We start from the raw sequence: 13,415 nt of genomic DNA, 5'->3' as shown, positions 1-13,415 counted from the left end.
CCTGCGAGCCTGAAACCCTTGCTTCCCAGGGGACTTGCCTAACAAAACCGCGTTCCGCTACGTTGGACAGGTGTCCAGCGAATCGGTGGCGGCAGTCACATCGGCCAACGCTGGCATCGCCGACCCCACACCGCCCGGTGCCACCTCTGCGACCCGCAACCGGCGCCAGGAGGAGACCTTCCGCAAGGTGCTGCGCGCCGGCGTCGAGATGCTGCGGGAGAAGTCCTACGCAGACCTGACCGTGCGCGCCGTCGCGGCGCGCGCCAAGGTCGCGCCGGCCACCGCCTACACCTACTTTTCCTCCAAGAACCACCTGATCGCCGAGGTCTATCTGGACCTGGTTCGTCAGGTCCCGTACTTCACCGACGTCAACGAGCCGATGCCGAGTCGGGTCAACCGGGCGCTGCGGCACCTGGCGCTGGTGGTCGCCGATGAGCCGGAAGTCGCGGCGGCCTGCACGGCGGCACTGCTCAGCGGCAACAGCGACCCGGCGGTGCGCACCGTGCGCGATCGGATCGGCGCCGAGATCCACCGCCGCATCACCTCGGCGTTCGGCCCGGATGCGGACGCCCAGAAGGTGTCTGCCCTGGAGATGACCTTCTTCGGCGCGCTGGTCAACGCCGGCAGCGGCGCCTTCACCTACCACCAGATCACCGATCGGCTGTCCTACGTCGTCAGCCTGATCCTCGAATCAGGAGAACAATGATGGCCCTGCAGGCCGTAACGTCCGAGACTTCCAACCCGCCGGTCCTCAACCCGTACGACTACGACTTCCACGAGGATCCGTTCCCCTATTACCGGCGCCTGCGCGACGAGGCCCCGGTGTATCGCAATGACGAGCTCGACTTCTGGGCGATCTCGCGCCATCAGGATGTGCTGCACGGGTTCCGCAACAGCGAAGCGCTGTCCAACCGGGACGGGGTATCGCTGGACCCGGTCTCCCGCGGCCCCCACGCCCAGCTGGTGATGTCGTTCTTGGCGATGGACGATCCTGCGCACCTGCGCCTGCGCACGCTGGTGTCCAAGGGTTTCACCCCGCGCCGGATCCGCGAGCTCGAACCTCAGGTCGTTCGGCTGGCGCGCCAGCACCTCGACAACGCGATCCAGCCCGGCTCCGACGGCACCTGCTCGTTCGACTTCGTCAATGACTTCGCCGGCAAGCTGCCGATGGACGTCATCTCCGAGCTGATGGGTGTACCCGAGGCCGACCGGGCCCGGATCCGGGAACTCGCCGACGGGGTGCTGCACCGCGAAGAAGGGGTGACCGATGTGCCCCAATCGGCGATTCAGGCCTCGGTGGACCTGATGACCTACTACAACGCGATGATCGCCGACTTCAAGAAGAACCCGGCCGACAACCTGACGTCAGCACTGCTGCAGACCGAGGTCGACGGCGACCGACTCGGCGACCAGGAGATTCTGGCGTTCTTGTTCCTGATGGTGATCGCGGGCAACGAGACCACCACCAAGCTGCTCGGCAGCTCCATCTACTGGGGTCATCGCAACCGTGACCAGCTGACTTCGGTGTTCGCCGACCGCTCGCGGATCCCGCTGTGGGTCGAGGAGACCCTGCGCTACGACACGCCCAGCCAGATCCTGGCCCGCACGGTCGCCGAGGACTACACGCTGCACGGCATCACCATTCCGGCCGACTCGGTGGTGCTGCTGTTGCCCGGTTCCGGAAACCGCGACGAGCGGGTCTTCGACGACCCCGACGAATTCCGGATCGGCCGCGACATCGGCTCCAAGCTGCTCAGCTTCGGCAGCGGTGCCCACTTCTGTCTCGGCGCACACCTGGCCCGCATGGAAGCCAGGGTGGCGCTGGACGAACTGTTCAACCGGATCAGCGACTACCAGGTCGATGAGGCCAACGCCGTGCGGGTGCATTCATCCAACGTGCGCGGCTTCGCCGACCTGCCGATCACCGTCAAGGAGGCATAAGTGCCACGCTTCGACCCACCCCCGGCCCGGCGCCCCGCGATCGTCACGGGTGCATCCTCGGGCATCGGCGCCGCCACCGCAGAAGAGTTGGCACGCCGCGGATTCCCGGTCGCCCTCGGCGCTCGACGTACCGAAAAGCTCGCCGCTCTGGTCAGCAAGATCCGCGACAACGGCGGCGAGGCGGTGGCATTCAGTCTGGATGTGACCGACCCGGATTCCGTCAAGTCTTTTGTGGCACAGAGTATCGACGCGCTCGGCGAGATCGAGTTGTTGGTCTCCGGCGCCGGCGACATGCTGCCCGGACGCATTCACGAGCTGCCCACCGAGGCTTTCAACAATCAGATTCAGGTGCATCTGGTCGGCGCCAACCGGGTGGCCACCGCGGTGCTGCCGGACATGGTCGCCCGCCGGCGCGGCGACGTGATCTTCGTCGGCTCCGACGTGGCACTGCAGCAGCGTCCGCATATGGGGGCCTACGGCGCGGCCAAAGCCGCACTGGTCGCGATGGTGCGCAATCTGCGGATGGAGTTGGAGGGCACCGGAGTACGTGCGTCGATCGTCCACCCCGGTCCGACGCTGACCGAGATGGGCTGGAACCTGTCGGCCGAGCAGGTGGGGCCGATGCTGGAGGACTGGGCCAAATGGGGCCAGGCTCGGCACAGCTACTTTCTCCGCCCCGAGGACCTGGCTCGCGCCATCGCGTTCGTCGCCGAAACTCCTCGTGGCGCACACATCGTCGACATGGAGGTGCAGCCCGAAGCCCCGCTGCTTGAAACTGCCTCCGATCGCCATCACCTGCAGCTGGGCGAGGAAGGAATGCCGTCATGAGTGTCACCACCGAGGTTCCCCGGGTATCCGGAGGCGAAGCCGAGCACGGCCACCTCGAAGAGTTCCGGACCGATCCGATCGCGCTGATGCAGCGCGTGCGCGACGAATGCGGTGATGTCGGCTGGTTCGACCTCGCCGGCCGCAAGGTCGTGCTGTTGACCGGAGCCGAGGCCAACGAGTTCTTCTTCCGCTCCACCGACGACGAGCTCGACCAAGCCGCCGCCTATCCCTTCATGACCCCGATCTTCGGCAACGGCGTGGTGTTCGACGCGCCGCCGGAGCGACGTGCGGAGATGTTGCACAACACCGCGCTTCGCGGCGAGCACATGAAACGCCACGCCAGCACCATCGAGCATGAGGTGCGGCAGATGATCGCCGACTGGGGCGACGAGGGTGAGATCGATCTGCTGGAGTTCTTCGCCGAGCTGACCATCTACACCTCGACGGCGTGCCTCATCGGGCGAAAGTTCCGCGAAGAGCTCGACAGCCGGTTCGCCCACCTGTATTACGAGCTGGAGAACGGCACCGACCCGCTGTGCTACGTCGACCCGTACCTGCCGATCGAGAGCTTCCGTCGCCGCGACGAGGCCCGGGTCAAGCTGGTCGAACTGGTACAGGGCATCATGAACGGCCGGCTGGCCAAACCGGAGACCGACAAGAGGCGGCGGGACATGATCGACGTCATGGTGTCGATCCCCGACGAGAACGGCAATCCACGGTTCTCCGCCGACGAGATCACCGGAATCATCATCTCGATGATGTTCGCCGGGCACCACACCAGCTCGGGGACCAGCGCATGGACGCTGATCGAGATGCTGCGCCACCCGGAGGCCCACGCCGCGGTGATCGCCGAACTCGACGAGCTGTATGCCGATGGCGGCGAGGTGAGTTTCCATGCGCTGCGCCAGATCCCGAATCTGGAGAACGTGCTCAAGGAGACGCTGCGCCTGCACCCGCCGCTGATCATCTTGATGCGGGTGGCCAGGGGTGAGTTCGAGGTCGGCGGCTACCCGATTCACGATGGCGACATGGTGGCGGCCTCTCCGGCGGTCTCCAACCGGATACCGGAGAACTTCCCCGAGCCCAACGATTTCGTTCCGGACCGCTACAACGAACCCCGCGAGGAAGACGTCATCCACCGCTGGACGTGGATCCCCTTCGGCGCCGGGCGGCACCGCTGCGTGGGGGCGGCGTTCGCCACCATGCAGATCAAGGCGATCTTCTCGGTTCTGCTGCGCGAGTATGAGTTCGAGATGTCGCAGCCGCCCGAGAGCTACCGCAACGACCATTCCAAGATGGTGGTGCAGTTGGCCCGCCCGGCCAAGGTGCGCTACCGCCGGCGCGGCAAGTGACAAGGGAGCGCTGAAATGGGTAGCTACACGGTGAAGGTGGATCTGGACCTCTGCCAGGGGCACGCCATGTGCGAGCTGGAGGCGCCCGACTACTTCCAGGTGCCCAAGCACGGCAAGGTCGAAATCCTCGACTCCGAACCACCCGACTCCGACCGCCGCCAGATCCAGGCGGCCATCCGGGCCTGCCCCACTCGAGCTTTGTCCATTGAAGAGAAACAGGATTGAACATGGCGTCTTTTCCCCGCGAACAACTCGAAGACTTCGTCGAGCGCTGGCTGCAGGCCAATCGCGACGCCGAAGCGGCCGGCGACTGGCGGCCGCTGGCCGACTTCTACGCCGATGACGCCACCTACGGCTGGAATATCGGCCCCAAAGAGGACGTGATGTGCGTCGGGATCGATGAGATCCGCGATATCGCCCTGGGCCTGGAGATGCAGGGACTGGACAACTGGCAGTACCCCTACCAACGGGTGCTCATCGACGACAAGCAGGGCGAGATCGTCGGCTTCTGGAAGCAGGTGGCGACGGACGCCGACGGCGGCCAGTCGGAGATCTACGGGATCGGCGGCAGCTGGTTTCGGCTCACCGACAAAGGCGGGTCGCCGCTCATCGAGTGGCAGCGTGACTTCTTCGACTTCGGTCACGTCCAGAAGCTCTACCTGGATCTGATGACCGCCGGCAAGCTCTCCAAGGGCATGCAGAAGCGCATCGAGCGGAGCCTGGCCGGCGAGAGGCTTCCCGGCTACTACCCGCTGGGAAAATCACCGGTTCCACTCTGGTAGAACGCAACTCACGCCGGGAGAACTCGCCGTACGATCGGTTGGACATTTCGTCATACACCTAGCCACCATGTGCTTCAGCGACAACCAAAGGTGTTCGTCTTGACATCAACGCAATCTGCTTGTCCGTTCGGTTCGGGCTTCGACTTCACCGATCCGGATGTCCTGCTTCAGGGTATGCCGATCACCGAGTTCGCCCAGCTGCGCAAGACGGCGCCCATCTGGTGGAACGAGCAGCCCGCGCACAGCAACATCTTCGATGACGGTGGCTACTGGGTCATCAGCAAACACCAACACATCAAAGAGATCTCGCGTGACAACGAGGTGTGGTCGACCAACGCCAAGGGCGCGGTCATGCGGCTTCCCGACGGCATCACCGCCGACCAGCTGGATCTGACCAAGGCGCTGTTGATCAACCACGACCCGCCCGAGCACACTCGCCTGCGCAAGTTGGTGTCACGGCTGTTCACGCCCCGCTCCGTCGGCGCCCTGGAGGAGAAGCTGGCCCAGTCGGCCCGCGAGATCGTCGCGGCGGCAGCCGAGAAGGACAGCGGCAACTTTGTCGACGACATCGCGATGCGACTGCCCCTGCTGGCGATCGCTGATCTGCTCGGGGTTCCCGAGGCTGACCGCGAGCGGTTGTTCCACTGGACCAACCTGATCATGAACACCGATGACCCGGATTTCGACTGCGATCCGGCGATGGCCAACGCCGAGTTGATGGGCTATGCCTACACGATGGCCGAACAACGGCGGCGCTGCCCGGCCGACGACATCGTCACCCGACTGGTCCAGGCTGATATCGACGGCGAATCGCTCGGCGAGACCGAGTTCGCGTTCTTCGTCATCCTGCTGGCGGTGGCCGGCAACGAGACCACCCGCAACGCCATGACGCACGGCATCAATGCCTTCGCCGAGAATCCCGATCAGTGGGAGCTCTACAAGCGGCAGCGGCCCGAGACCGCGGTCGATGAGATCGTGCGCTGGGCGACCCCGGTGCATTGCTTCCAGCGCACCGCCAAGGTCGACACCGAACTCGGCGGGGTGGCCATCGGCAAGGGGCAGCGGGTCGGGCTGTTCTACAGCTCGGCCAACTTCGACGAAGAGGTTTTCGACCGTCCGTTCAGTTTCGACATCCTGCGCGACCCCAACCCGCACCTGGCGTTCGGCGGGCAGGGCACCCACTACTGCATCGGCGCCAACCTGGCCCGGATGGAGATCCGGCTGATCTTCGACGAAATCGCCAACCAGCTTCCCGATATCGCGAAGCTGGCCGAGCCGCAGCGACTGCGCTCCGGCTGGATCAACGGCATCAAAGAACTGCAGGTCGCCTACCACGGCTAGGCCGTCGGCAGCGCGACCCGGCGGGTGAGTCTAGGGGTTCGACGGCGTTCTGACGAACCTTCCCGCCGCCCCGTAGGGGGTTATAGGCTCCGAGCAGGTGACTGCCGGGCGTCCGGTAATTCAACAGGAAAGCAGGTTCGTGGTGAAGACAAAGGGTGCGTTGCTCTGGGAGTTCAACAAGCCGTGGTCGGTCGAGGAGATCGAGATCGGTGAGCCCCAGAAAGACGAGGTCAAGATTCAGATGGAGGCGGCCGGTATGTGCCACTCCGACCACCACCTGATGACCGGCAGCATCCCGATGGCCGGCTTCCCGGTTCTCGGTGGGCACGAGGGCGCCGGCATCGTCACCGAGGTCGGACCAGGGGTTGAAGACATCGCCCCCGGCGACCACGTGGTGCTGTCCTTCATCCCGTCATGTGGCAGCTGTCCGACCTGTCAGTCTGGAATGCGCAACCTGTGCGACCTGGGCGCCGGCCTGCTCAACGGCGTGGCGGTCAGCGACGGCACCTTCCGTGTCACCGCACGCGGCCAGGGCGTCTACCCGATGACCCTGCTCGGCACATTCTCGCCGTGGATGGTGGTGCACAAGTCCTCGGTGGTGAAGATCGACCCATCGATTCCGTTCGAGGTGGCCTGCCTGGTCGGCTGCGGCGTCACCACCGGCTACGGGTCGGCTGTCCGCAGCGCCGACATCCGCCCGGGTGAGGACGTCGCGATCGTCGGCGTCGGCGGAGTGGGCATGTCGGCCCTGCAGGGCGCGGTCAACGCCGGCGCCCGCAACATCTTCGTCATCGACCCGGTGGACTGGAAGCGCGACCAGGCGCTGAAGTTCGGAGCCACCCACGTCTACCCCGACATCTTCGCCGCGATGGGCGGCATCATGGAGGTCACCGCCGGCCTGATGGCCCACAAGGTGATCGTCACCGTCGGTGAGGTGCACGGCGCCGACATCGACAACTACATGATCTTGACCGCCAAGGGCGGCACCTGCGTGCTCACCGCGATGGGCTCCATGCTCGACAATCAGGTCACGCTCAACCTGGCGATGCTGACACTGCTGCAGAAGAATCTGCAGGGCACCATCTTCGGCGGCGGAAACCCGCAGTACGACATCCCGCAGCTGTTGTCGATGTACAAGGTCGGCAAGCTGAACCTGGACGACATGGTGACCCGCCAGTACAAGCTGGAGCAGATCAACGAGGGCTACCAGGACATGCTGGACGGCAAGAACATTCGCGGCATCATCCGCTACACCGACGCCGACCGCTAGCGCGGCGGAGCCGGGCGAAGCGGGTCGGCGTTAAGACCGCGCCGACTAGCGCGGCGGAGCCGGGCGAAGCGGGTCGGCGTTTAGGCTGCGCCGACCGCTAGCGCGGCGGAGCCGACCGCTAAATCATCGGTTGTCTCTGCGCTCACCGGGCACGTCATTCCTGGTGAGCGCAGAGTCAACGATCAGGCGGGTCGGAACACCAGGCTGGCCTTGAGCTTGGTCCGGTTGCCGACCATGCCGAGAAAGTTCCCTTCCACCGCGAACTGCTTGCGGGTGACGGTCGTCTCGGTGGTCAGCCGTACCCCACCGTCGTTGAGCGGAGACACCTCGACTTTCAGCGGCAGCGGTCCGGTGATGCCCTTGACGGTCAGGTCGGCGTCCAACCGGGCGATATCGTCGCCGACGGGCTCCCCACCGGTGACCACGACGGTGATGTCGGGGTAAAGGTCGGTGTTGAAGAAGTTCGATCGGCGCAGGTCGTGGTCACGGGTGCTCAGTCCGGTATTGATCGAGGCGGCCTTGATGTCGACCCGGCCCGAGACCGACTTGTCCTCCTTGATCTCGCCGCTGCCGCTGAATTCGGTGAAGGCGCCGCGGACCTTCAGCGCGCCCCACATGGTTCCGTTCTCGAATCGGATGCTGGACTGTCCCGGATCCAGCTTCCAGGTTCCCACGGCCTTCGGACTGCTGAGAAATGTTGCGACAGATGACATCTGATCTCCTCTGCCTCCGGCGTGGCAAGCCTGCACCACGGCTATCAGCTCATCATCGATGATACGCAGCAGCGGGCCGTTCAGGGTGGTGCTCGGCGCATATGCTGATCCCATGACCACCGTGTTCACCAAAATCATCAACCGGGAACTGCCGGGCCGGTTCGTCTACGAAGATGACGACGTCGTCGCGTTCCTGACCATCGAGCCGATGACCCAGGGCCACACGCTGGTGGTGCCCCGCGCCGAGATCGACCAGTGGCAGGACGTCGACGGCGCCGTGTTCGCCCAGGTGATGGCGGTGGCGCAGAAGATCGGCAAAGCCGTGTGTGCGGCGTTCGACACCGAGCGGGCCGGGATGATCATCGCGGGCCTGGAAGTCCCTCACCTGCACGTCCACGTCTTTCCGACCCGCAGTCTTTCCGACTTCGGCTTCGCCGGCGTGGACCGCAATCCATCAGCGGAATCGCTGGACGAGGCGCAGGCCAAGATCAAGGCCGCATTGGCCGAACTGGGCTGAGAATCAGACGATCTCAGCGGGCAGGTCGGCCTCGCGTGCTGAGGTGTCGGCATGACGCGGCAGCGAGACCCGGAACGTGCAGCCCTGCCCCGGCGGAGAGCTGAGGGTCACCGAGCCGTTGTGCGCCCGGGTCAGCGAGTCGACGATCGACAGGCCCAATCCGGTGCCGCCACTGGCCCGCGCCCGTGACGAGTCGGTGCGGAAGAACCGCTCGAAGGCCCGCTCCACATCCTGCTCGCTCATTCCGGGCCCCTGGTCGACGACCTCGAGGATGGCGTCGTCGCCCTCGGTGCCGACCCGCACGGTGATCGGGGTCCCGTCCGGGGTGTGCTGCAGCGCGTTGGAGACCAGGTTGCTCAGCACCTGCCGCAGCCGGGGCTCGTCGCCGAGCACCTCCGGCGTGCCGGGGCCGTCGAAGACCTCCAGCTCAATGGCGCGATTCGGTGCGGTGGCCCGGGCATCGTGCACGGCGTCGGTGGCCAGCACCAACAGGTCCACCCAATGGCGCTCCAGGGGGCGCTGCGCATCGGTTCTGGCCAGCAGCAGCAGGTCCTCGACGAGCAGGCCCATCCGGCGGGCTTCGCTTTCGATGCGCGACATCAGCAGCTCCACATCGCGGGCCGCGCCCTGCCGATACAGCTCCGCGAAGCCGCGAATCGTGGTCAACGGGGTACGCAGTTCGTGGCTGGCGTCGGTGATGAAGCGCCGCATCCGCTCCTCAGAGATCCGCGCACTCTCCGCCGAGGCCACCGAGGAGGCCACCGCCTCCTGGATCTGCGCCAGCATGCCGTTGAGCGCCAATGTCAGTCGTCCGACCTCGGTACGCGGATCACGTTCGGGCACGCGACTGTCCAACTGACCGGCAGCGATGGCCGCCGCCGTCCGTTCGACCTCGGCCAACGGTCGCAGGCTGCGATTGACCACCACATAGCCGGCGGCACCGAGCACCAACAGGACCCCGACGCCGATCGTCATCCGCCACCAGGCCAAGTAGCGCAGGGTGGCCCGGGCGTCCGACAGATCCCTGGCCACCGTGATCAGCCTGCCGTTCTCCCCGTGTACGGACAACGCCCGCCACTGCACACCGGAGCCGTCCACGGAGCCGATCGTGACGGGCACCGATCCCACGTCGTTGTCCGGCGGCAGCAGCGGCTCGGCGTTCTGGTCGTTGACCACCGTCCAGATGCTGCCGTCGGGGTCGACGTCGCGGACGTAGAAGCTGGTCGGCGGCCGGCCGGGGTGGGGGTCATCCGCTGTCCTCGATGGCGTCCGACCACGCTGTTCCAGGGCCCAGCCGTGGGCGGCGTCGGTGAGCGTGGCGTCGATCCTGCCGATCAACCGGTGCCGCAGAATCGTGGTCACGGCATACCCCTGCGCCAGCAGCCCGATGGCCACCATGGCCAGTGTGGCCGCGACCAGGCTGACTTTCAGCGGAAGGATGTCCCGAAGGGGTTTGACCGTCCCCATATGTTTCGACCTATAACCCGTTTCCGGCCTTCACCGGCCACCGTCGCTCGCTCGCGTTCACCGCGGCTCGCGCAACACATACCCGACCCCGCGCAGCGTGTGCAACAGCCGCTTCTCGCCGGTGTCGATCTTGCGCCGTAGGTAGGAGACATACGACTCCACCACGTTGACGTCGCCGCCGAAGTCATAACGCCATACATGGTCGAGGATCTTCGGCTTGCTCAGCACCGTGCCGGCATTGATCACGAAGTACCGCAACAGCGTGAACTCGGTCGGCGACAAGGACACCGGTTGGCCGCCCTTCCACACCTCGTGGGTGTCCTCATCGAGTTCGATGTCGGCGAACGTCAGCCGGGAGTTGCGCGGTTCCTGGCCGCCCTTGCCCGACCGGCGCAGGATGACCCGCAACCGCGCCACCACTTCCTCGAGGCTGAACGGCTTGGTCACGTAGTCGTCGCCGCCGAGGGTCAGGCCGGTGATCTTGTCCTGCAGTGAGTCGCGCGCGGTCAGAAACAGCGCTGGGGCGTCGATGCCGTCGGCACGCAGCCGGCGCAGCACCCCGAATCCGTCCATGCCCGGCATCATCACGTCGAGGATCACCGCGTCCGGCCGGACCTCGCGGGCACGGTCCAGCGCCGCCGGCCCGCTGGAGGCCGTGTAGACCTCGAATCCCTGGAATTTCAGGCTGACCGACAGCAGTTCCACGATGTTCGACTCGTCGTCGACGACGAGAACTCGGGCCTCCGGTGCGGTGTCTTGCGCGGCTGTTGCTCCCATAGCGTCAATTCCCTCGCAGCCCGATGAAAACCACCTGGATATTGACTGTACGTTTGTTGTCAATCAAACCAGCTGATACCCCTTCCCGCGACCCCTAGACTGGTCTGGTGAGCCTGGTCAAACAGCTGATTGCCGTGTCAACCGCTCCGGCGCGCATCGGGCTGTCGGTGGCCGACGCCGGCCTCAGCGTGGCGACTACGGCGCTCGGACTGGCCCGCCAGGCCCTCGGCGACGCCGGGAAGCCGGGCGCCAACAGCTCAATGGCACACATCCTGGGCCTGGACGACACCATCGCACGGGCCAACCGGCTGGCCAAGTTGATGGACGACGACGCACCGCTGGGACGTGCGCTGGCGCCCGGCGGGCCGGCCGACCGGCTACTGGCGCCGGGCGGACTCGTCGACCAGCTGACCGGCCCGGGCGGCGTGATCGACCGGCTCACCGCCGAGGGCGGCGGGCTGCAGCGGGCCCTGCAGCCCGGCGGGCTGGTGGATCAACTGACCGACGAAGACGGCCTGATCGAACGACTGCTGGCCGAGGATGGCCTGGCCGACCGGCTGCTGGCCGACGGCGGGCTGATCGACAAACTGACCGCCCGCAACGGGCCCCTGGAGCAACTCACCGGTCTCGCCGACACCCTGAGCCGGCTGGCCCCCGGGATGGAAGCGCTGGAGCCGGCGATCGAGACCCTGCAGGAGGCGGTGATCGCGCTGACGCTGGTGGTCAATCCGCTGAGCAACATCGCCGAGCGCATCCCGCTGCTGCCCCGCCGATCCAGCCGGCGCCCATCGACCCGCACCGTGCGTTCCCAACGGGTGATCGACGAGGACCCGACCGAGCCGCCGAGTTGACCGCCCCGGAGGCCACACCTCAATAGGACCGGCCTTCGGCATACCGCTGTCGCCGGTAATAGCGGCCCCTGCCGCGGTTCCTCGCCTTGTAGGTCGGCAGCTGACTGTCGCAGTTGGGGCAGACGAGGCGCAGATTCTCACGACGATTGTTGGTTGCGTCTCCGTCAATATGGTCGATGACCAGGGTCAAACTGACGCTGTTCCACGTGCCCTCGATGCCGCAGATCGCGCAACAACCACCCTGCTGCTCGTCGAGATAGTCCCGGACGTAATTTCCGAGATACGAGGTGCGACCACAGACCCCGGTGGTGAGCCAGGCCTCCAGAAGCAGGCGCCGGCGGTGTGACTGTTGGCAGGCATTGCTGCAGAACACCCTGAGCCGGCGGCCATCAAAATTGACGCCGCATCCGAGACAGGTCACCGACACCTGACGACGCTATCCCGTGGTGCCGACACCACTGAACCTGCCGAAATGGAGCCGCGTGAGAGACTCGAACTCTCGACATCCGCTTTACAAGAGCGACGCTCTACCAACTGAGCTAACGCGGCCGGGCCGGCTCAATGAGCCAGGGCGATTGTACGACGGGGTGATGTCATCCGAGCTCCCACTCCCGCTGACCCCATCGGCCGAGATTCGCACCAAGGCGCGATCCGGCGCTGACTAATCCCGGGTCAGGTACTCCAGTACCACCCGGATGAAGGCGTCCTGGGCCTCGATCATGGTCCAGTGCCCGCAGTTGGGGAACACGTGCACCTCGGCGTCGGGGATGGTGCGCATCGGGATCAGCGCCATGTCCAGTGGGCTGACCCGATCATCGCGGCCCCAGGTGACCAGCGTCGGCGTCTTGAGCCGGTGCATCATCGCCCACGGCAGCGGCCCCTTGGACGCCTGCATCATCTTCACCATGTTGGTGAAGGCTTCTTTGCCGTACATCCGCCGGGCGCTGGCCAAAGTGTCGGGGTCTGTGGCCAGCGCCCACCGCTCCTCGATGAGCTCGTCGGTGATCACCGACGGGTCGTAGACCATCGAGTGCAGCCAGCGCACCAACGAGTCGCGGCTGGGGTTGTCGACGAAGTCTTGCAGCAACCGGATGCCCTCGGCGGGTCCCGGGCTGAGCAGGTTGGTGCCGATGCCGCCGATGGTCACCAGCTTGTTCACCTTGTCGGGGTTGCCGATCGAGTAGCCGATCCCGACGCCGCCGCCCATCGAGTTGCCGACAATGCTGAATCGGTCGAGCCCCAGTGCGTCGGCGAACGCCGGCACCGCGCCGAACGCCGTCACCATCGGGTGGCCGCCGAAATCGTCGCTGACCCCGAACCCGGGGAACTCCAGCACCAGGCAGCGGAAGTGCTCGGCGAAGGCGGGCAGCACGCCACGGTAGTTGCGCCAGCCGGTCACGCCCGGCCCGGAGCCGTGCAGCAGCAGCAGCGTCGGCCCGTCACCGGCTTCGTGGTAGCGCAGCACCCCCTGCTCGGTGGTGACCTCGCGCAGGGTCTCGTCGTGGCTCAGCTCGGCGGGCATGTTTCTCCTCAAAGATCCCGAAACTCCTTGACACGCTAACGCCGGACGGCCCCG

At 65.9% G+C, this 13,415-nt stretch carries 15 protein-coding genes and 1 tRNA gene; 10 read left to right on the top strand and 6 right to left on the bottom strand.

Annotated elements, in window-relative coordinates; genetic code table 11:
* Nucleotides 1–70: 70 nt before the first annotated feature.
* The 8 genes from AWC18_RS08720 to AWC18_RS08685 all read left to right on the top strand — a co-directional run bounded on the left by AWC18_RS08720 (nt 71) and on the right by AWC18_RS08685 (nt 7,514).
* Entirely contained in the window at nt 71–706 is a 636-nt protein-coding gene (locus AWC18_RS08720; RefSeq protein ID WP_085138426.1) for a TetR family transcriptional regulator, read from the top strand.
* Nucleotides 706–1,941 carry a cytochrome P450 gene (locus AWC18_RS08715; protein WP_076047237.1) on the top strand — a complete coding sequence of 412 codons (1,236 nt, stop codon included), beginning with the start codon at nt 706–708 and terminating at the stop codon, nt 1,939–1,941. The genes AWC18_RS08720 and AWC18_RS08715 overlap by 1 nt, the downstream gene beginning before the upstream one ends.
* A complete protein-coding gene (locus AWC18_RS08710; RefSeq protein WP_076047209.1) occupies nt 1,942–2,769 on the top strand; it encodes an SDR family oxidoreductase in 828 nt (275 codons plus the stop codon).
* Nucleotides 2,766–4,121, top strand: a complete 1,356-nt coding sequence (gene cyp51, locus AWC18_RS08705; RefSeq protein WP_085138425.1) for a lanosterol 14-alpha demethylase — start codon at nt 2,766–2,768, stop codon at nt 4,119–4,121. The genes AWC18_RS08710 and cyp51 overlap by 4 nt, the downstream gene beginning before the upstream one ends.
* 15 nt (nt 4,122–4,136) lie before the next feature.
* Nucleotides 4,137–4,346 carry a ferredoxin gene (locus AWC18_RS08700; protein ID WP_064998122.1) on the top strand — a complete coding sequence of 70 codons (210 nt, stop codon included), beginning with the start codon at nt 4,137–4,139 and terminating at the stop codon, nt 4,344–4,346.
* A 2-nt stretch (nt 4,347–4,348) separates the two neighbouring features.
* Complete coding sequence (locus tag AWC18_RS08695; RefSeq protein ID WP_085138424.1) at nt 4,349–4,903, top strand: Cif family virulence factor; 555 nt, start codon at nt 4,349–4,351, stop codon at nt 4,901–4,903.
* Between the two features lie 90 nt (nt 4,904–4,993).
* Nucleotides 4,994–6,244, top strand: coding sequence for a cytochrome P450 (locus tag AWC18_RS08690; RefSeq protein WP_420093321.1), 1,251 nt, complete (start codon nt 4,994–4,996; stop codon nt 6,242–6,244).
* A 142-nt stretch (nt 6,245–6,386) separates the two neighbouring features.
* Nucleotides 6,387–7,514, top strand: a complete 1,128-nt coding sequence (locus tag AWC18_RS08685; RefSeq protein WP_085138507.1) for an NDMA-dependent alcohol dehydrogenase — start codon at nt 6,387–6,389, stop codon at nt 7,512–7,514.
* A 182-nt stretch (nt 7,515–7,696) separates the two neighbouring features.
* Here the strand turns inward: AWC18_RS08685 and AWC18_RS08680 are convergent, their stop codons facing one another.
* Nucleotides 7,697–8,227, bottom strand: a complete 531-nt coding sequence (locus AWC18_RS08680; protein ID WP_085138506.1) for a YceI family protein — start codon at nt 8,225–8,227, stop codon at nt 7,697–7,699.
* A 112-nt stretch (nt 8,228–8,339) separates the two neighbouring features.
* Here AWC18_RS08680 and AWC18_RS08675 point away from each other — a divergent pair, with 112 nt between their 5' ends.
* Complete coding sequence (locus tag AWC18_RS08675) at nt 8,340–8,744, top strand: HIT family protein (protein ID WP_064998120.1); 405 nt, start codon at nt 8,340–8,342, stop codon at nt 8,742–8,744.
* A gap of 3 nt (nt 8,745–8,747) precedes the next feature.
* Here AWC18_RS08675 and AWC18_RS08670 read toward each other — a convergent pair whose 3' ends face one another.
* Together AWC18_RS08670 and AWC18_RS08665 are read right to left on the bottom strand one after the other, a co-directional pair.
* A complete protein-coding gene (locus AWC18_RS08670; RefSeq protein WP_064998119.1) occupies nt 8,748–10,211 on the bottom strand; it encodes a sensor histidine kinase in 1,464 nt (487 codons plus the stop codon).
* 57 nt (nt 10,212–10,268) lie between these two features.
* On the bottom strand, nt 10,269–10,988 hold the full coding sequence (locus tag AWC18_RS08665) for a response regulator transcription factor (protein ID WP_064998118.1): 720 nt from the start codon (nt 10,986–10,988) through the stop codon (nt 10,269–10,271).
* Between the two features lie 107 nt (nt 10,989–11,095).
* Here AWC18_RS08665 and AWC18_RS08660 point away from each other — a divergent pair, with 107 nt between their 5' ends.
* The gene (locus AWC18_RS08660; RefSeq protein ID WP_064998117.1) at nt 11,096–11,839 is read left to right on the top strand and encodes an MlaD family protein; all 744 of its coding nucleotides are present in this window, start codon (nt 11,096–11,098) and stop codon (nt 11,837–11,839) included.
* 19 nt (nt 11,840–11,858) lie between these two features.
* On the opposite strand, the gene AWC18_RS08655 is transcribed toward AWC18_RS08660, so the two are convergent.
* From AWC18_RS08655 to AWC18_RS08645, 3 genes are all read right to left on the bottom strand, one after another.
* Nucleotides 11,859–12,266 carry an HNH endonuclease gene (locus AWC18_RS08655; protein ID WP_085138423.1) on the bottom strand — a complete coding sequence of 136 codons (408 nt, stop codon included), beginning with the start codon at nt 12,264–12,266 and terminating at the stop codon, nt 11,859–11,861.
* A 46-nt stretch (nt 12,267–12,312) separates the two neighbouring features.
* Nucleotides 12,313–12,388, bottom strand: a tRNA-Thr gene (locus tag AWC18_RS08650).
* 112 nt (nt 12,389–12,500) lie between these two features.
* Nucleotides 12,501–13,361 carry an alpha/beta fold hydrolase gene (locus AWC18_RS08645; RefSeq protein WP_085138422.1) on the bottom strand — a complete coding sequence of 287 codons (861 nt, stop codon included), beginning with the start codon at nt 13,359–13,361 and terminating at the stop codon, nt 12,501–12,503.
* Nucleotides 13,362–13,415 lie beyond the last annotated feature (54 nt).

The sequence above is a fragment of the Mycolicibacter nonchromogenicus genome, assembly GCF_002101775.1.
In the GTDB taxonomy this organism is placed as follows: Bacteria; Actinomycetota; Actinomycetes; order Mycobacteriales; family Mycobacteriaceae; genus Mycobacterium; species Mycobacterium nonchromogenicum.
Note: the sequence above shows the minus strand (reverse complement) of the source record. Positions and strands in the feature narration are given on the sequence as shown.